The sequence below is a fragment of the Maritalea mobilis genome (assembly GCF_004363175.1).
GTDB classification, from domain to species: domain Bacteria; phylum Pseudomonadota; class Alphaproteobacteria; order Rhizobiales; family Devosiaceae; genus Maritalea; species Maritalea mobilis.
The window spans coordinates 886,826-905,577 of record NZ_SNYR01000002.1 but is presented as its reverse complement, the minus strand read 5'-3'; the positions used below and the strand labels follow the sequence as shown (position 1 = coordinate 905,577).

Annotated in this window: 21 protein-coding genes; 12 read left to right on the top strand and 9 right to left on the bottom strand. The window is 45.6% G+C overall.

What is annotated here, in order from left to right; all coding sequences use genetic code 11:
- Positions 1 to 52: 52 nt before the first annotated feature.
- Both ATL17_RS12235 and ATL17_RS12230 read right to left on the bottom strand, forming a co-directional pair.
- The gene (locus ATL17_RS12235) at positions 53 to 1,204 is read right to left on the bottom strand and encodes an HPP family protein (RefSeq protein ID WP_133573068.1); all 1,152 of its coding nucleotides are present in this window, start codon (positions 1,202 to 1,204) and stop codon (positions 53 to 55) included.
- Between the two features lie 167 nt (positions 1,205 to 1,371).
- Positions 1,372 to 2,685, bottom strand: coding sequence for a putative bifunctional diguanylate cyclase/phosphodiesterase (locus ATL17_RS12230; RefSeq protein ID WP_133573067.1), 1,314 nt, complete (start codon positions 2,683 to 2,685; stop codon positions 1,372 to 1,374).
- Positions 2,686 to 2,990: 305 nt separating this feature from the next.
- On the opposite strand from ATL17_RS12230, the gene ATL17_RS17240 reads away from it, so the two are divergent.
- The 5 genes from ATL17_RS17240 (at position 2,991) to ATL17_RS12210 (ending at position 6,157) form a co-directional block, all read left to right on the top strand.
- Positions 2,991 to 3,293 (top strand): ArsR/SmtB family transcription factor, encoded by a 303-nt coding sequence (locus ATL17_RS17240; protein ID WP_133573066.1) that lies wholly within the window; start codon positions 2,991 to 2,993, stop codon positions 3,291 to 3,293.
- 829 nt (positions 3,294 to 4,122) lie between these two features.
- Positions 4,123 to 4,404: a DUF1127 domain-containing protein gene (locus tag ATL17_RS12220; protein WP_133573065.1), complete on the top strand. Its 282-nt coding sequence runs from the start codon at positions 4,123 to 4,125 to the stop codon at positions 4,402 to 4,404.
- Positions 4,405 to 4,499: 95 nt separating this feature from the next.
- Positions 4,500 to 5,003 (top strand): PTS sugar transporter subunit IIA, encoded by a 504-nt coding sequence (locus ATL17_RS12215; protein ID WP_133573064.1) that lies wholly within the window; start codon positions 4,500 to 4,502, stop codon positions 5,001 to 5,003.
- A 178-nt stretch (positions 5,004 to 5,181) separates the two neighbouring features.
- Positions 5,182 to 5,319 (top strand): hypothetical protein, encoded by a 138-nt coding sequence (locus ATL17_RS16950; protein WP_162889368.1) that lies wholly within the window; start codon positions 5,182 to 5,184, stop codon positions 5,317 to 5,319.
- Positions 5,288 to 6,157 (top strand): uroporphyrinogen-III synthase, encoded by an 870-nt coding sequence (locus tag ATL17_RS12210; protein WP_133573063.1) that lies wholly within the window; start codon positions 5,288 to 5,290, stop codon positions 6,155 to 6,157. The genes ATL17_RS16950 and ATL17_RS12210 overlap by 32 nt, the downstream gene beginning before the upstream one ends.
- A gap of 40 nt (positions 6,158 to 6,197) precedes the next feature.
- On the opposite strand, the gene rnk is transcribed toward ATL17_RS12210, so the two are convergent.
- Positions 6,198 to 6,611, bottom strand: a complete 414-nt coding sequence (gene rnk / locus ATL17_RS12205) for a nucleoside diphosphate kinase regulator (RefSeq protein ID WP_133573062.1) — start codon at positions 6,609 to 6,611, stop codon at positions 6,198 to 6,200.
- Between the two features lie 322 nt (positions 6,612 to 6,933).
- On the opposite strand from rnk, the gene ATL17_RS12200 reads away from it, so the two are divergent.
- From ATL17_RS12200 to ccoS, 7 genes are all read left to right on the top strand, one after another.
- Positions 6,934 to 7,452 (top strand): RrF2 family transcriptional regulator, encoded by a 519-nt coding sequence (locus ATL17_RS12200; protein WP_208111196.1) that lies wholly within the window; start codon positions 6,934 to 6,936, stop codon positions 7,450 to 7,452.
- Positions 7,427 to 9,061 (top strand): cytochrome-c oxidase, cbb3-type subunit I, encoded by a 1,635-nt coding sequence (gene ccoN, locus ATL17_RS12195; RefSeq protein WP_133573061.1) that lies wholly within the window; start codon positions 7,427 to 7,429, stop codon positions 9,059 to 9,061. The genes ATL17_RS12200 and ccoN overlap by 26 nt, the downstream gene beginning before the upstream one ends.
- Positions 9,062 to 9,077: 16 nt before the next feature.
- On the top strand, positions 9,078 to 9,806 hold the full coding sequence (gene ccoO / locus ATL17_RS12190) for a cytochrome-c oxidase, cbb3-type subunit II (protein ID WP_133573060.1): 729 nt from the start codon (positions 9,078 to 9,080) through the stop codon (positions 9,804 to 9,806).
- Entirely contained in the window at positions 9,806 to 9,967 is a 162-nt protein-coding gene (locus ATL17_RS17235; protein WP_133573059.1) for a cbb3-type cytochrome oxidase subunit 3, read from the top strand. Before ccoO ends, ATL17_RS17235 begins: the two co-directional genes overlap by 1 nt.
- Entirely contained in the window at positions 9,957 to 10,874 is a 918-nt protein-coding gene (gene ccoP / locus ATL17_RS12180; RefSeq protein WP_133573058.1) for a cytochrome-c oxidase, cbb3-type subunit III, read from the top strand. Before ATL17_RS17235 ends, ccoP begins: the two co-directional genes overlap by 11 nt.
- 169 nt (positions 10,875 to 11,043) lie before the next feature.
- On the top strand, positions 11,044 to 11,841 hold the full coding sequence (locus ATL17_RS12175) for a DUF2189 domain-containing protein (protein ID WP_208111195.1): 798 nt from the start codon (positions 11,044 to 11,046) through the stop codon (positions 11,839 to 11,841).
- Positions 11,838 to 11,987 (top strand): cbb3-type cytochrome oxidase assembly protein CcoS, encoded by a 150-nt coding sequence (ccoS, locus tag ATL17_RS12170; protein WP_133573057.1) that lies wholly within the window; start codon positions 11,838 to 11,840, stop codon positions 11,985 to 11,987. The genes ATL17_RS12175 and ccoS overlap by 4 nt, the downstream gene beginning before the upstream one ends.
- An 821-nt stretch (positions 11,988 to 12,808) precedes the next feature.
- Here the strand turns inward: ccoS and ATL17_RS12165 are convergent.
- From ATL17_RS12165 to ATL17_RS12140, 6 genes are all read right to left on the bottom strand, one after another.
- Positions 12,809 to 13,246, bottom strand: coding sequence for a hypothetical protein (locus ATL17_RS12165; protein WP_133573056.1), 438 nt, complete (start codon positions 13,244 to 13,246; stop codon positions 12,809 to 12,811).
- Between the two features lie 1,107 nt (positions 13,247 to 14,353).
- Entirely contained in the window at positions 14,354 to 14,827 is a 474-nt protein-coding gene (locus tag ATL17_RS12160; protein WP_166639020.1) for a gamma-glutamylcyclotransferase family protein, read from the bottom strand.
- 13 nt (positions 14,828 to 14,840) lie between these two features.
- Positions 14,841 to 15,884: an ABC transporter ATP-binding protein gene (locus tag ATL17_RS12155; RefSeq protein ID WP_133573054.1), complete on the bottom strand. Its 1,044-nt coding sequence runs from the start codon at positions 15,882 to 15,884 to the stop codon at positions 14,841 to 14,843.
- A 9-nt stretch (positions 15,885 to 15,893) separates the two neighbouring features.
- Positions 15,894 to 16,760, bottom strand: coding sequence for an ABC transporter permease (locus tag ATL17_RS12150; protein WP_133573053.1), 867 nt, complete (start codon positions 16,758 to 16,760; stop codon positions 15,894 to 15,896).
- Positions 16,761 to 16,769: 9 nt separating this feature from the next.
- Positions 16,770 to 17,741, bottom strand: coding sequence for an ABC transporter permease (locus ATL17_RS12145; protein ID WP_133573052.1), 972 nt, complete (start codon positions 17,739 to 17,741; stop codon positions 16,770 to 16,772).
- On the bottom strand, positions 17,734 to 18,741 hold the full coding sequence (locus ATL17_RS12140; protein WP_133573051.1) for an oligopeptide/dipeptide ABC transporter ATP-binding protein: 1,008 nt from the start codon (positions 18,739 to 18,741) through the stop codon (positions 17,734 to 17,736). The genes ATL17_RS12145 and ATL17_RS12140 overlap by 8 nt, the downstream gene beginning before the upstream one ends.
- Between the last annotated feature and the right edge of the window lie 11 nt (positions 18,742 to 18,752).

Here is an 18,752-nt window from a genome sequence, read left to right as displayed (position 1 = left end):
TCTAGGTGTGTTGTGAAATCATCCTGCAAATGAAGGAATTATTGATACCTGCTTAAGCGCATTTGCTAGATGTCACCATCTCCTGGCTAGTGAGCAGGGCACCTATAAGATTTGCCTGTGTGACCATGCCGATAAATTTACTGTTTATATCGATGATCGGAATTTGGTGGAGTCCTTTTTCCGCCAGTGCGGGCACCAGCTTCGCAATAGGTGTGTCTGAATCTGCAGAGACAACAGTTCGGGTCATGATGTCTTCCACTCGCAAAAATCGTGTTCCAGAAAGTAGACTTTCAACATTTGAGGTGAGTGTGCCCCCAACTTGCCCTTCAACACTGAGTGCACGAGATCTTACGAAATCATGTTGGCTAACAATGCCCACAAGGCGGGAATTTTCATCAACGACCGGCAGTGCATTTAATCCAGACTTTCTAAGGGTTGACCATGCCTTCTTGAGGCGAAGTTTAGGTGATAATGTGATGCAGCAAGGCTTCATGATTTCACCACACGACAAACCTTTTAACTTGCGTTGATAGGATTGTATTTGAACCTGGTTCATTATCCAATCCAATTGGTCAGGACTAACGTTCAAAACCTCATCATACCGTTTAAGTGCTTGGTTCAGATCATCCGGTAGCGTGGACAAATGAAGACTATCTACTTGAGTGCTCTTTTCACCTGTATCAGTTACTGGAATATGCGGATATTTTTTGCCGGACAGATTGTTAAATAGGACTGCCATTGAAAGCAAAATCAATGAATTTAAGGAAATGGGTGCAACAACCGCGTGATATCCGAATTCAGATATTGTAGGCTGACTTAAGATTACGGTAAGTGCTACAGCACCACTTGGTGGGTGTATGCACTTCGAAAAGAACATTAAGCCGATTGTGAGCGAAACAGCCAATGAGGCTGCTAAAACTACATCGTTTACGGCCAGTAAGATGATTAACCCAATCAAAAGTGCGACAGTGTTGCCAGCTAATATTGACCAGGGTTGAGCAAATGGACTTGTTGGTGCTCCGAATAGCAAGACAGCAGAGGCGCCCATCGGTGCAACAAGTATACCAATGGCTGCTTGGTCCGTCATAAACAGGCTGGTTGTAAACCCGGAGACCAAAAGACCAAGAAATGCACCTAATGACGCGCGGAAGATTTCGCGCTTACTCACAGGGGCAAGGGCTGGAAAAATATTTAGCTTACTCAAGTTCACTAAAATTCGTCACGCTATGTTGTCAATCTTGAGGGAACATATCTGTCATCTTAGAAAAAGCCAGATATGCATTGGCTTTTTTCGGTGAAAAAATAGAAAATGTGTCTCAAAACAAAAAGATGATGAGTATTGGGTTTAGTGCCCAAATTTCTACAAATCTTCTAAGCGAGATTTTGGCTCTCGAAATTCTCTAAATCTGTAGGCTTCCCATAAAGATATCCTTGGAAGTCGGAAGCGCCAAATTCACACAAAAGCTTATGCTGTTCTTCGGTTTCCACACCTTCGGCCACTACATTTTGTCCAAGATCATTGCATAGCTGAACCAGGTTTTTGACGAAGGTTTTGCTGTGATCATTCAGCGATGCATCTTTTACAAAACTGCGATCGATCTTAACGTGCTGAACAGGCAATTGTCGAAGGTAAGATAAAGAGGAATAACCGGTTCCAAAGTCATCTAAGGCCACGGTGACACCCAGCTCATTTAATGCCGCTAATTTTGCTCTGGCCAATTCAAACCCAGTCACCAGCACGCTTTCAGTGATTTCTAATGTGAGCTTATTGGGGTTTGCGCCTGTGCGGTTCAGTATCTTTCTTACATTCTCTTCAAACTTGTTGTGCATCAGCTGTTTGGCGCTAACATTAAGAGACAAATTCAAGTGTTGAAGCTTTGGATTTTTCTCCCACGATTTTAACACTGTACAGCCCTCTTCAAGGACCCAATTGCCAATATCCGACATCAGATCGAGTTGCTCAGCCTGAGGTATAAACGATGCTGGTGAGATTTCGCCTTTTTCGGGGTGATGCCACCTAATCAACGCTTCTGCGCCTACTATTTTCCGCGATTTATCTACCTGCGGTTGAAAGGCTAGTTTAAACTCCTTGTTCCACAAAGCCGACATCAGGCGCCGACTATCTTTGTCTTTCCGAACGAGCTCTGAATGGATGGCATGAACTGAAGCTGCCAACATAATGGTAGCCATCGTCGCATTTGCCCATGTACCAACAAATCTTAGCAAGTCTGGCATTTCTAGAACATATGGTGATGCCAATGGTGCGCTGGCCAGGATAACAAAGGTCAACAAACAAATCACGATGAGCGTGAGCTGGATTTTAGATTTTTCTCGCTGATAATTTAGATACCCAAGCGAAGCGACCGAAAGCAAATATATATGACTCACACGCGGATATTCAGCCGTTGGGACATCTAAAAGAACCCCCATTGTTACGGCGATTAGCACAAGTCCAGCTTGGGCCAAAAACAGTCCAAACCTGAGGTGACCTTTTCGCATAGAAAAGTAGATTACACCGCCAAGTGCCACGATAATGAGGTCCATCGCAACGACAAGCCACCAGCCCATAATGATAAATACAGCGGCCCATGCAATGCCAATCGCCACAAAAGACAGCGCCCCATACATGTAGGCCTTTGCCATTCGCTGACTAAAATCTGAAGCGGATTCTGTTTGGATTTCCACAAAAACCCCATTTTGTGAGAAGTCGATGAAACTTGAGTTTAATTAAATATAACTTAGTTACAATTATCGTTGGGTTAATTACGGTGCCGAGTAAACGCCAACATCTTTCTGAATTTCTGCGCAATCTCCTCCATGAACAGTTCAGCAACGTTCGGCTTATTCGCGCTACGAAATAAAATGCCGCTGCAATTTGTTTTGTGTGTAACAATTTTAATTGAATACCATGTAGCAATATGCCTCATTGTACCCACATTCGAAAAATTAGATGCATAATGGTATTAGTCGTTTCTTGAAGAGAGGCCGGTATGCTAAGCCATAAACAAATTGAAGATGCTGCCATTTTAGCTCATGCTTTCTCCTCAGCGACCCGAATACAAATTTGCCTAGAATTGCTGCAAGGTGAAAAGTGTGTTGAAGAGCTTGCTCATTCTACCGAGTTTACCGCACCAAACTGTTCTCAGCATTTACAGGTTCTGAAACGTCTCAAACTTGTACGCGCGTCCAGACGAGGACATTCCAATTTTTACAATCTCGAAAATGCCGCGCACATAAGATCCGTACTATGTGCATTGTCGCAACAAAGCGAACTATCTCTTTCTGATAACTAATATCGAAACCCCGAAAAACAATGAAATCAAACCAAGAGTTGGTACATCATATAAGCTTAAAAATACTGAAGCGCCTATCAGCGTGAATAGGTAACTATTTCATAGTTCTTCATTATATTTGTCCTGTACAGCGCAAAAATAAAGCCCGCACGGCAAGAGTCCCATTCGGGCTTGAAAATAGTTCAACACGCTTGGTTTGGATGGGGGCATCCATAGTTGAACCAGTAGGATCGTAAACACATTAGTTCTGCATAGTCAAAAATAGTTTTTCTGAAGGTAATTTGTGGTTCAATAAACCAAACCAATTCATTGAAATTCCAATATCAAAATACCTATCGTACATTTCAATTTAACCGTGTTGACTTAAATATTGTTCATGCTAACCTCACAGGCATGAACAAACAGCATTCAATTCGTTTTCAAAAGGCTCATATCGCCGACCGGGATGTCTAGCCGGAACCTACAATAGGTTCCGGAACAAAGTTCGTTATTTCCGATATCAACGCTAAATATTGACATCTCGCTCGCTGACAGATCGTGAGCGCCTCTAGCGATGTGCTGCTTTTGAGAGGCTGGAATGCAAGTTCTGAATAGATTTTACACAATTCCGAGGTTCCTGCTGTTTGCAGGTAACAATCTGACGCGCTGTTAGCCCTAGGCGCCTATTCCATAAAAGTGGCTAGCGCCTAGGGTTTCTCCAAATCACCTATTAATCAATCACTACTCTGGGAACATCACTTCCTCCGTACGGCGAAGCTTGGCCAACAGTCTTCTTTCGCCAGGAGCGAAATTTGTGTGTGTCCGAGGAAGTTCGGAATTGGAGGATGGTATGTCCATCAATGAGCAAAAACCAAACGCAACACCGCTACTAAGTGCACAAAGAAAACCAATCACCCTACTTCGTGAATGGTTGAGTTCGATTATGCGTAAATGGCGTCGACGCAAGATGATTGCCATGTATGAAACTCTTGATGATCACATTCTTTGGGATATCGGATTAAGCCGAGGCGAGATTAAGGACATGGTGAACAATCTAGACGCGCAAAAACTGCGTGAAAAGTCATCTTCCCAAATGTTGCCAACTAATCGAGCGGCAGAAAGAAACTCTTAGAGTAATACCCATCAGTGACTGCCGGCTGATGAGCGCGCTCTAAATCTGATTTTGCTATTTCGCCTAGATAGGTGGCGACATAAAGGAGAGATACAATGGCCATCATTGATGAGTCATTTGAGCTGGATTTCGCGATCGACACAAAATCACAATCACGGAAGGCCGCATTTTGGGCATTGGGTGATCGTATTGACTGTTTGCGTGATGGATCTTCAAGCGATGATATTGCGATGTATATCTGGCTGAGAGACCGGCTCGGGTCCGTTGCAATCGGCCACGGTGTTGCCATACCGCAGGTTGTTTTCCCAATGCACGAAAAACCACTGTTGTGCGTTACGCGATTGAACCAGCCCGTTGCTTTTGGCGGGCCGATGGAAAATCATCAAGTTGATCTGATCGTCGCAATTGCAGGGAATCCACGTGATCAAAGCATAATGCTTCGTTTGATCGGGCGCTGTGAATTAATGGCACAAAATCGGCAATTGTTACAAACATTACGAAACGCTTCATCCCAATCGGAGATTGCGCATATTTTTGCAAGGAATAACGCTCAACTTGCTCAATATCCTGTAGCCGAGCGCAGAAAGGTGCGGGCATGACCCCAAACTTCTCCCGATTGTCAAAGCCACTCAGTTTCAAAATTCCGGCTCAACCCTGGTGGTAATTGTAGCTCAATTATCACCAGGGGTACCTCTTTATCATTGATCTGATTTTTACAGATATCTCAGGAATGAATACGCCTCGTCTCATAAGGTGTGTGCGAGAAAGGATGCCAACATGGCAAAAAAGAAGGGTAATCAACAACGGCTACAACCAAAGAAAAAGAAGAAGAAAAACGCTCTGCACAGTGATGTAAATTCTGGTGGCGTCACTGGAGTGATTGATGCAGCTTCTTCAAAAGGAAAGCGCAAATAGCTTTAGTGCAGCGAAACAATCTACGGTTTTGCAAGATCGGCAGCAGGTTAGTAATAATCTGCTGCCTTTATTCGTCGTATCTTCGCCAAACACTAATGGAACGGCAATGCTGATACTTACAACGCGGCCCACAGAATTAGTCGAACCCTTTAACAGTGAGTTGCAACAAATTGGTTGCCAAACTTTCAATGAGGCTATGCTAAAGATCGTGCCATTGAAATGGTCACCCAAACGAGTTTCTAATGCCTCTGCTCTGGTGATTACTTCTATTAATGGTGCAAAAGAACTGGCAAAAATTGAAGACAGGCACCTACATGTTCCGATATTCGCGGTAGGTTTATCGACAGCAGAGCTAATGATCAATTTGGGGTATCGCAATGTGCACTATGCCAACGGCACCGCCGTTGATCTCATACGCGTGATATGCAGCACATTGTCTATATCCATAGGGCCCATATTGCATGTTGGCGGTAAACACATTTCGGTGGATATAGCGTCCGCTTTATCCCTTCGAGGCTACAATGCAAATCATCTAGCCGTATACGACGCTATTGCTGCGGCTAGTCTTTCACGCAAGACATGCAAACTCATAACGGCTGGGGAAATAGACGCTATTGTTTTCATGTCGAGAAGGACCGCACAAACGTTCTGTATGCTTTTGGAACAGAACAACCTTGTTCAGTATATAAATCAAATTAAAGCATTTGTGATGAGTAGGGAAATAGGACAAGATCTAACCAGCCTTGGATGGCGCGAGATATTTGTCGCACCATCTGCTTCACGATCGGCACTTGTCGAGCTAATCCAATATAATATGGAAACCGGAACTTCATACTGATGTCAAAAAATCTTGTCCGATTGAAATTTGTTTCACTTTTCTAGCGCCAAGGCGGTGGCACTTGGCTTACAGTGCGCACGGTCAGATCTAGAATCCTGCCATCTGAGGTTTTCCAAGGTATTGTTTGCCCACCAGAAAGACCAATAAGGGCTGCGCCAATTGGTGTTAAAATGGAGATTTTACCATTTGAAACATCGGCGTCTCTTGGCAGTACAAGTTGGAACGAACGATCAAAACCATCACTGGTGATGAAACTGACATACGAACCCATTTGGACCACTTCATCGGACAATTTTGCTTGGGATACAATGACCGCTCTTTCAAGCTCATCCATTAGCTGATCTGCGACGTCGCTTGCAGCACCAGTTGCGGCTTCCGCAATATTGTTAAGCTGTTCAAAATCCTTATCGCCGATAAAGATTTCAGGGAGTTTAGTTTCATATTTAACTGACATGAGTGAATACCCAATTTACGTTGCCAAATGAAGGCAAGCGTTTTGCTCTGCTAACTTCTATAATTGCGTCTTGGATAAGATCATTTATTAGATCGCGCCTCCCGAAGCCCGGAAGACGCAGTCCGAGCATCGGGCTACAGTCCTATTACGGGCTGCCCTTTTTGAATTTTCTGCAATGTCAGTTTCGCTCGTATCTTCATAGTGTTTATGATTGGCATCAACGAAGCAATTGTCAACTTCAAACGTGCCTTTATTTTGCTTGTTGATTATCCGGCATTAGAAAATGCCTGTTTCAATCTGGCTTCAGCATACTTGATCTTTTATGATTATAGGTGATAATTGGCATTTAAAATACCAATTTGATTCAGGCTCTACCAATTTGAAGTTAACATCATTTACAGACTACGGTTTGCGCATATCAATGCTGATTGCTGGGTCACCTAATAGGGTCTTTAGCACGACAGAATTGGCTGACTTTTTAAGTGTGCCTAAAAATCATTTGTCAAAGATCATACAAACCTTAGTGCGCGGAAAAGTTTTGGTTAGCAAGCGCGGACATGGCGGCGGTATTTCACTTTCAATGTCGCCAGAAAAAATCAAACTTGGTGACTTGATTAAGATCTTGGAGCAAAAACAAAGCTTGGTTGAATGCTTTTCGCCAAACAAGTCAAATTGCACAATCGAGCATTTGTGCCGACTAAAAGTTCGATTATCTCGCGCAGAAGAGAAGTTTCTCGAGGACCTTAATAGGTCAACGCTCCAGGATATCGCTATTGAAAATATATCCAATGAGAAAAACTGGAAAGGGAAGATCAATGATAAAATCGTTGAGCATTCCTGAGCGCCAAAGCATGTTGGCGATCGTCTTATTGTTTCTTGCGATCAGTGCTGCAATGGCTGGCTTGGCGGATCGCGGTGTTATGTCGACACACGGCCTTATGGCTTTTGGAATTTTGGTTTTGCTAGGTTTTTACATCGCTGGCTCTTTCTATGGACCTGATAAAAGCAAAGTCAGTAAATCCCGATATTACGATGACCCTACGCTTGCAGGTGTATTTCTATCTCTTTTTTGGGCCATTATTGGAATGGGGATCGGCGTTTGGGTTGCGGCGCTGTTGTACTGGCCAGATATGGCAGAAGGCATTTCATGGCTCAGCTTTGGTCGTATTCGTCCTGGTCATACCACCGGGATTATTTTTGGATTTGGCGGCAATGCGTTAATCGCTACGTCATTCCATGTCGTCCAGCGAACAACACGTGCGCGATTAGCTGACAGTGTCAGTCCCTGGTTAATTCTGTTGGGATACAACATCTTTTGTCTTTGGGCGGTTACTGGCTATTTGATGGGCAGTACCCAATCCAAAGAATACGCCGAAGCGGAATGGTATGCAGACATTTTACTAGTGTTGGTGTGGGTGGGATATTTTGTCCTTTATATCCGTACACTTGCACGACGCAACGAACCACACATCTATGTGGCTAATTGGTATTATCTGGCTTTTATTCTCGTCGTTGCCATACTCCATATTGTCAATAACTTAGCGGTTCCGGTGCGTTTAACTTCTGCGGAGAGTTTTCCAGTTTGGGCGGGCGTTCAAGACGCCATGGTCCAGTGGTGGTATGGACACAACGCGGTCGCCTTTTTCCTTACTGCTGGTTTTTTGGGAATGCTTTATTATTTTTTACCAATTAGATCGGGCCGTCCAATCTGGTCATACAGGCTATCAATCGTGAGTTTTTGGGGCATTGTATTTTTTTACATCTGGGTAGGCTCACACCATCTTCACTACACAGCGTTACCCTATTGGGCTCAAACACTTGGGATGACATTTTCTGTAATGCTGCTGGTGCCGTCTTGGGCCTCAGCAGGCAATGCATTGCTCACACTAAACGGTGCTTGGCATAAAGTGAGAGATGACGCCACGTTACGCTTTATGTTCGTTGCAGCAGTTTTCTACGGACTTTCAACTTTTGAGGGTTCATTTCTCGCAATCAGGCCGGTCAACTCCTTGAGCCATTACACTGATTGGACTGTTGGCCATGTTCACTCTGGAACATTAGGTTGGGTCGCCATGATAGTTTTTGGTGCCATTTATACCATAATTCCTCAACTGACCGGGCGAAAAGAGATGATTTGGCCAAGAGCGGTCGAGTGGCATTTCTGGTTGGCGGTTGCTGGTACACTCATTTACGTGGTCGCGATGTGGAACGCCGGCATCACTCAAGGCTTAATGTGGCGCGCTTATGATGAAAATGGCGCGCTCTCGTATAGCTTCATTGAGAGTGTGAAGGCTATGGCGCCATACTATTTGCTGCGCACAATTGGTGGGGCTCTATTTTTAGCAGGCGCGGTTCTTTGCGTTCTCAACTGTCGCGAAACCATGAAAAATGCACAAGGTGAGGCAACTGATCGTCCATTGGTGGCGCCTGTTGGGACCGTAGAAGCGTAATTTTGGAGGCTATGGCTTGCTTAAACTGCATTATAATCTTGAAAAAGTTTCAATGGGGCTCGTTGCGGCCATTATCGTTGCAGCCTCAATCGGCGGTATTGTAGAAATCGCGCCTTTGTTCACGATCGATGAAACGGTAGAGATCCCCGAAGACATGCGTCCCAATACACCTTTGGAACTTGCGGGGCGAGAAATTTATATTCGGGAGGGGTGCTACGCCTGCCACAGTCAGATGGTGCGCTCGCTTGCGGATGAATTAGATCGTTATGGACCATATTCTATGACCTCGGAAAGCGCATATGATCGTCCAATGCTCTGGGGTTCGAAACGTACCGGCCCAGATCTTGCACGATTAGGTGAGAAGTATTCTGACACGTGGCATGTTCAGCACCTACTAGATCCTCGCAGTGTTGTACCGGCGTCTATAATGCCGAGTTATAGTTGGCTTGATCAGGACTTGGATGCTGATCTTATAAAAGACCAGTTGACGACTCTTGCGAGGCTTGGGGTACCCTATAACGAGGAGATGATAAAACAGGCGCGCCAGGATCTGTTTGCACAAACGCAGCCAGATAGTGAATTTGTTGAGGGGCTCAATGCAAGATATGGTGAGCGCGTTGCGGTTAGATCATTTGACGGCGACGTTTCTCGACTTACTGAGTTGGATGCCCTCGTCGCCTATCTCCAATCCTTGGGACAATTGACTTTAGAGCCATATGACCTTTTTGAGGAGGTAGCTCAATAATGCACGATTTCTTGCTACTCTTTTCAAAAACAATCGGTCTGCTCTGGCTAATAGGTTTTTTTATAATAGTCGTAATTTGGGCGTATAGTCCTAAAAGAAAAAAAACTTACCGGCACGCGGCTCTCTCAATATTTTCGGAGGAGGCCCGTGATGAAAAATGAAACAGATCCCAAAGAGCTACCAGGTGCGGACCCTCATACAGGTAACCGTGAAATTGATCCGGTTACGGGATATGAAACGACGGGCCACGAATGGAGTGGGATTAAAGAATTAAATACCGCATTTCCTAAAATAGTGATTTGGGCTCTCATTATCACACATGTCTACGCTGTGGTTGCGTGGATTCTATTGCCTGCTTGGCCTTATGGGAACGATTACACAAAAGGGTTGCTCGGACTCGATCAAGGTGTTCAGGCCGTCGATAATTATAATCAGATGGTCTCAACTCGCAACGGGTGGCTCGATCAATTCGATAACGATGAGGTATTGCTAGAAGGCGTTGATGAAGAAGTTTGGAAAAAAGCTCAGTCAGCAGCCGACCGCCTTTATGCTGATAATTGTGCTGCGTGTCACGGTGAAGTTGCACAAGGAAATTTAGGCTATCCCGTCTTGAATGATGCATTTTGGCTTTGGGGGAGTGACCCTAAAGAAATTGCGAGGACGATCAAATTTGGCATAAATTCTACTCACGAAGAAACACGATATGCAGAAATGCCAGCTTTTGATTGGCTTGAAAAATCTGATCGAAGCGAGTTGACCCAATTTGTTGTCAATTTACGACATCAAGATGCGGAATTATCAGACAAGGGACAGCTACTTTTTGAAGAGAATTGCGCTGCCTGTCACGGTGACAATGGTTTAGGAGGATTAGAGAATGGTGCGCCTTCGCTGACCGACAGCAGTGTCATTTATGGCCAAGATCAAAGAGCTGTTGCTTACACGATAAGGCATGGCCGACAAGGCGTAATGCCAGCATGGGTAGGACGTCTTACGAGTGCCGAAATTAATTTGCTCAGTCTTTATCTGTCGAAATTAGGAACAATCAAAAATGTTGAAAGCGCGAAGTAGAAATGAAAATCAATCGACGCGGGGCCGTACTTCTCGCGATGTTGGCATTGTTAGTTTTTCTTGGAGCCAATCTACACCTGCTTTATGTCGCGTTGAACGCACAACCAAAGTGCATTGTTAATGAAAATGCACCACCATCCAAAAAAGTCTGTTAGCGGAGGAGTAGAGAATGATGGAATCCTTACCTGAAGTACGTAAACCTAGCGCTCCGCAATCTCCTTACTCAAAGAACTTTTCGATCTCCGCGACAAAAAGCTGGCTGGTCAGTGGATGGAACGATTTTATTACGGACCCAATTCCTAGCATAGCATTTGGTCTTGTTTTGACACTTATTTCTTGGGGTGTCATTTCGATTTTGTATTTCACAAATCTCTTATATTTGGGTTTACCTGCGCTCTCAGGTTTTTTGATTGTAGGCCCGTTCTTTGCAATGGGGCTTTATGAAAAAAGCCGCAAAAACTCCAAGGGAGAAGCCTTTTCTTTCACCGACATGGTGCGTTTTCGTCCAAGATCATCAACCCAGATTGCATTTGCTGGGCTTATGCTTGGTTTGCTGGTGCTTTTTTGGCTTAGATCAGCTGATTTGCTTTATGCTTTATTCTTCGGGATTAAGCCTTTCCCAGGGGCGATGGATGCGTTTATCAATGTATTCACGACGCCGACTGGATGGCTGTTGTTGATCACAGGAACGTTGGTCGGTGGTATGTTTGCATCATTCGCATTTGCCATAAGCGTCTTCGCCATTCCCATGTTGTCGATGACAAAAACAGATGCCCTGACAGCAATGGGGGTTAGCTTTTCCATGACTGTGAAAAACCTCCCTGTGATGGTGGTTTGGGGGGGATTTGTAACTGTCGGTCTGGTGATGTCTGTGCTTTCTGGGCTCATTTTACTTGTGTTTATTTTCCCCATCCTAGGGCATGCGACCTGGCACGTTTATTCTGCATTTATGGACGTGGCCGAATGAATTTAGTGGTACTCATAGCTGTATCAATTGGCCTGGGGTTAGTTGGCTTGGCTACTTTTTTATGGTCGGTAAAAAATGACCAATACGAAGATTTAGACGGTGCCTCTATGCGAATATTGGTTGTGGACACTGATTGTGAGGAGTGAACCTTACCAAGTCATGTTGGTGAGACAGCTCACTATTTCCCTAAAACGCCTCGTTCATTGAAATTAAATCAAGCCGCTAACAACTATTGTGAGTTTTCAGGTTGGCGTACGTAGCAACCAGCATCCGTGGCAAGCGCCTAGGACGCTCAATTCGATTTGAAGTTGTTGCATTTGTTGTGAAGGAGTATAATTTAGATTAGCGGGAAATGGGGCATTAAATGTCTGCATGTTTGCAGCATTTACATGTCCTTAAGCGGGTAAGGTTTGGGGCAGGACGACGCGAGGACAAAAAGTAATATATGATTGCTCATAGGGGGATGGAAACGCATTCAACTTTTTGCATGATATCAAGATAGATGCGGAATGTAGCGGAACCGCCAGCGGAGCGTAGTATAATAAAGTCTGACTTTGATATTTCACACAATGTTCAAGCCATCGCAAAATGAACATTCTTATCATGTTAGAATGAGAAAAACCCGCACCGGTGGGAGGACCATGCGGGTTTTAGGTTGATCCTCCCAAACAATCGGGGGGGGGTGATTGTTGGTTGGACCAATTCAAGCCTATCCAATAACTCACATCATGTCAAAGAAATTGGCCTAAGTAGCCAATGGTCCTATGTAAACTGTATATTGCAAAACCCGCATGGGAGAAGGCAGTCTTCCATGCGGGTTTCTAGATATTTATCCGCTATGTTAAGGCTGGACGAGGCGCGGATAAATATCTTTGATAGTAGTGGTAGCAATGGAAGCGGTCAAAGTTTGAGTAATCTTAAATGACGATTTGTCGCAGCAAATATGCGAGAGAAATAGGGAATAAGTTTAATCGGGATGAGCTAGAAATTTTATTATCGAGAACTCCTGACTTGTTTCAGAAATTCGGCGTGCATTTCTTTGCAAAAATGCTTCCAGATCCAATATTTCGACGCTACTGGGTTCCAAGTATGCGCGTAAAATATCTTTCTTATTAAAGACCTTGGTTTTTCGTTCACCTACCACAGAGGCGATCAATAAAGTCTGAGTTTGCTCTTGCTTCTTTCGTTCCGTTTTATGCCATCCTGTAATCTCAACTAGTTCTCGTTGTTTCGATCCTGAAACATCCAAAAACTCCACGAGTATAACAGGATTGTCATAACTCCCTATTGCTCCATTCTCTGGCATGCTCGACGCTGATTTGTTTTCCGCCCACAAGAATTGCACTAACATTAAAGCCAGTGCAAAAATTGCAAATACGGAAAAACTTAAAAATAGCAGAGTCATAAGATCCAAAGCGCGATTTGAAGGATATATATTTTGTGCCGAATGACGAAATATTCAAGGTAATTTTTGTTCGTAGTTGGGTGTGCGGAAATCGGTCATTTGAATTTGATCATTCTTGCCGACAAAGTGTGTAATTATGCCGCAATTTTATTACATGTTGTAAACTTGATAAAAGAAAATCGTGAGCTAGATTAGAAGTATGATAGCAATTGTACGACAAATAAACCTCTATTGGGTTCAGATCAAAACACTTTCTCCTCCCGAGGTGGTAGAGCGATACTGATTATCGCGCACCGCCTCGGGCTATGCATTTGTATCGTCTTGGCTATTCCAAGATTTTCGCATATGGAGGTCAGAATGCGGTTTCGTAACCCACCTAAATATTGTCATTTTTGCCGTGAATTCATTCCGAAATCAGCCACAAGATGTGTGTGGTGTTTCCGTCCACTTGAAGCAGTAGATGCTTCAAGTAAGCATTAGACTGAGAAGTTCGTGATGCTGTTGGAAAGGCAAGCGGAGCACGCTCGAGCACAATTAGTCCGCTTTGATTTCTAAATTACTGTTTAGAATTATCTTTGAATTGAGTAGGGGCCATGGATGAATTGTGGTCCCTCAATAAACTCTACAGATATCCATTCAATTGGTAATTTTATTAGGGACGTATTTGCCATTTCAAATTGCGATTATCTGACTGAACCATCAATAAATACTTAGTAGGCAAGAATTGTCGCTAAAACAATTGATGTCTATCATCCGGCAGGTGTTTTTATATTGGTTATTATGCGAGTATATCTAAATGCATTCTCAGCTAAATGATGTACATAAAGTTTTGGAGGCCTGCCATATTTCAAAATATGCGAATTTGATGAGCAGCAAGCGGTCATTGTAAATCGCCGCTATAGTTCGCATTGCAGCACTTAATACATATCTAAACTAGTCATTGACGAAGGTTCGCTTTGAAGAAATCAAATTAACTGCATCCATTGTTTGCTTCTGGGATGCTGTGCCTGTCGAAAAGAAAATCCCTCCCAGCATCCGATTTAAAGTGAGCCTTTGGGGTTGCCTACTCATTATCCCATGGTTACGCGTGCCCAAAGGCTCTTATACTCATCCTGGCGTTGTTGGATTAGGCTGCTTCATAGCGCTGTCGACCAATTTACGCAGAAAGTCTTTGTAAGCTGCAGGAAAGTCACAAGTTTCCAAACCCTTTAGTATAGGCGTGACATATTTCGGGGTAGGCGCCCACTTTTCCGGATTGCCGGGAATAATATAGGTTGAAGAGGGCACTTCATTTCCTGATTTGTCTACAAGCGTGATGGGCAGGTGAACCCATTGCTCATCAGGCACTTCCGCGGCGTTGTCCAGCTTTGCCATATCCTCTTCGGATAGTTCATATTGGATGCCATATGTCACAGCGCCAGTTTTGGGCACCAATGTGCAGCCGGCGAGGCCTGGCTTTGAACAATTGCCGAATGCCATTTCGTAGCCATCCAGCCGCATATAACCTTTGTTCGTGGCGCTAGGGCAAACAGAGCGCATGCTTTCTTCCACCAGTAAGGTGCCATAAGCAAAATAGTGCATAATATTCTCCAATTTATGATGTGGTTTTGGCGGTTTGCCAGAATGATTGGTCGTGAAATCTATCGCGCGATTGATCCATTTGATCTGCGTGGTGACATCGTGTTTGGCGGGCGGCATCGCTTGCCAAACTGGAAACCAGCGGCGGCATTTCAAGCTCACATTTAGATGTCGCTAGAGGGCAGCGCGGTGCAAAACGGCAGCCGTTGATTTGCTGTGATAAGTCTGGCGGAGCACCCGGAATTGAAATGGGTTCGTATTTTGTTGACGGATCTGGGATCGCATACCGCAAGCCAGCGGTGTATGGATGAAATGGCCGACGGACGACCTCGTGTGTTGGCCCCGTTTCAACAATCATACCGGCATACATGACGATAATGCGGGAACAGCTCTCCACGACGAGCGCCAAATCGTGCGTCACCAAAATCATCGAAAAAGCTTGTTCTTTTTGCAACAAATCCAATCGTTCAAAAATTTGATCCTGAACGATCACATCTAGTGCTGTCGTGGGTTCATCAGCGAGCACGATTTCAGGCGAAAGGGCCAATGCCATGGCAATCACAGCGCGTTGCCGCATGCCGCCAGAAAATTGATGCGGAAAATCATCCAATCGCTGCGGCGGAACGCCAACCAGCTCAAATAGCTCAGTTGCTCGGGTGCGCGCCTGTTGCCTATCAACGTCACGGTGCGACTGAATCGCTTCGATAATTTGATCGCCGATTTTATGAACCGGATTAAGTGCATTTAACGCACTCTGTGTGATCATGGCGATATCATTCCAACGCGACTGGCGGCGTTGTTCTGGGCTTGCTTGCAGCAGGTCACCTTCATGAAGCTTGATTGCGCCCCGGGTAATTTGAGCGTTGGGTGCCAAAACGCCCATGATTGCCTTGAGCAAAGTGGATTTGCCACATCCGCTTTCACCCACCAATCCGACACGCTCGCCTTTCTGGATCGAAAAGTTGACGTCCTGAAGCGCAGAGACGGGCTGTCCATCAACGTTATAGTGGGCATCAAGATTCTTGATTTCGAGCAAAATCTCTTTTTGATTGTTAGCCATCGTGCCGTCCTAACCTGCTTGCTTAATGCGTGGATTGACGACTTCTTCATAGGCACGGCCCATGAAATAAACTGATGTAACTAGGATCATGATTGCGATGCCAGGCGGTACGACCCACCATGGCGCCCGATACATCATTTGGCTGGCATAGGCATCATAAATGATTGACCCCCAACTCACGACATTGGGATCGCCAAATCCAAGGAAGCCAATGCTTGCCTCGGTGATAATCGCCCATGCCAACGCAAAGGTGATGCCGACGAGTGCGAATGGCATTACGTTGGGCGCGATCTCCCGATAAATGATGTCAAAATCGCTTGCACCTGTGGTGCGGGCAGCCGCAATGAATTGCCGCTCTCGCAGCGAAAGAACCTCCGCCCGCACGATCCTTGCAGTGGAGCGCCACATGACAGCCATCATCGCCAGAATTATGGTCCAGATATTTTGTCCGGTTAATGAGAGCAACACGATAATGAAGGGTAAGAAGGGTAGGCCTAGAAAAATGTCGGTTAATCGCATTAAAAAACTATCGACCGCGCCGCCAAGATAACCAGCCAAAAGCCCAACATTGACGCCAATTACAACAGTGCCCAACGCGGTCAAAAGACCTATGGTAAGCGCTGGCCGGGCACCCCACAGCATCTGGCTCCAAACATCTCTGCCCAACAAAGTTGTGCCCAGCCAATGATCCCAACTAGGTGGCGCAAGGCGAACCAGATTGCCCGCTGCATCGTAAACGCGCTCAGTTGGTCCGTAAGGCGCTGCAATCGGTCCAAGCACCGCCAACGACATGCAAATGGTGAAAACGATGAGGCTGATCTTGCCCGCATAAGACCGCCAGACAATTGAGAAGAAATTGAGAAATGTTCTCAGCATAACTGGCTCCTATTTGTAACTGATGCGCGGATCAAGCAGGCCGTACATAAGGTCTGCAAGCAATGTGCCGCCAACAGTTAGAACCGCAATGAGTAGGAAAGAGGCTTGCACCACCGGATAGTCAGAACGCCCAACTGCTTCGACCATCAGCAACCCAAGGCCCGGCCAAGAAAACACCGTTTCAATCACCACAGAGCCGGCCACCGCCCAGCCCAAAATCATAGGGAGTGTTGTGGCTAACGGTAGCAGTGAATTGCGCATGGCGTGGTGATATAAAATCTTATTTTCTGGCACGCCTTTCATGCGCGCAAGCTCGATATAATCCTCTCCGATGGTGGAGAGCATTGTTGACCGCATCAAGAGGAACGGAAAGCAGAATTGGTAGGCCACATTGACCATAAAGGGCAGCGCCAAATGATGCAGAAAATCGAGAGAGAAATACATCTGCCATGTCGCCTGCGGAAACTTGCCCGGACTTACAATATGCCCCACCGGAAACAAATCCAACTTCAATGAGAAGAATAGAATTGCGAGCATGCCCAGCCAGAACACGGGTGTTGATTGCAACGCCGTGGCCAACAATACAAGCAGCCCTTCCGCTTTGCTGCCACGTCGCCAAGCCATATAGGCGCCCACCAGTGCCCCAAGGAAATAGGCAAATATCATCGAGGGTAAAATCAACACCAGCGTATTGACCATGCGGTTGCCAATTTCGCCTGCAACCGGCCGCAAAGTATGAAAGGAAACGCCGAAATCAAATACCGTCAGGTTTTTGAGATAGATAAAATATTGCATCCAAAGTGGTTGGTCTAAACCAAACTGTGCCTTCAGCGCCGCTTGGGCTTTTGGATAAAGTGCCGGGCTAATCACCGTCGCGGTTGGATCGCCAGGCAACAACCGAAACATGAAAAACATGCCCGTAATCATCACAAACAAAGTCAGTGCGGCATGCCACAGGCGTTTGACTAAAAATCTACGCACGCTTCGTCCTCTCTATTTTCACATCGAATGCAAAATGACACTCAGCTCGGTGATAACCTCTATGGCGTTCTGCGGGCTGCTCCGTTGCACATTGCGGCTGAGCGTTAGGGCAGCGTGGATGGAACCGGCATCCTGTTGGGATGTTGGAGGCATTTGGAATGGCGCCGGAAATGTTTGGCCGGCCCCGCTTAACGTCAGGGTTCGGGTTCGGGCTCGCCGCAAGCAATGCCTGCGTATAAGGGTGGGTGGCCTGTTTGAAAATGTCGTCACAAAGACCACTTTCCACCACTCGACCCAAATACATGATGGCAAGCTTGTCGCAAATCGCGGGTACGGAGCTAAGGTCGTGTGTGATGTAAATCAGGCCAATGTTGCGCTCTTTGACCAAGCGTTTAAGCAGGCGGACGATGCTCCATTTGATCGACACATCTAGCATCGAGATGGGCTCATCAGCGACAATCAATTCTGGCTGGAGCACAAGTGCGCGTGCGATACAAACGCGTTGACGTTGGCCCCCGCTTAATTCGTGTGGAAATTTGTTTAAGTAACGCTTCGCTGGCATCATCTCAGCATCGTTTAATGCGTCGATTGCGCGGTCTTTCAGCTCTGCTTTGCTTAAACCCAATTGCTGGTAGATCAGTGGTCGGGTAACAATTTCTTCTATTGTGTGCTGAGGGTTTAGCGACCCATAGGGGTCTTGAAAGACCATCTGCACCTTCTGATGAAACTGCTTTCGATTGGACTTAATATCTTCTGCAATATCGTTGCCGTTGAAGAGCAGGGCACCGCTACTTGGTAGTTCAAGGCCAACAAGTATCCGTGCAAGGGTGGACTTTCCGCACCCGCTTTCACCAACTAGCCCAAGAACTTCGCCTGGCTGCAGCCGCAAACTCACACCGTCCACCGCGCGAATTTTTTGGGGATTAGAAAGTCCGAATAAATTTGAAAACCCCTCGCCAAGCACATAATGCTTGGCGAGATCTTGTACATCCAACAACATTGATCGCTACA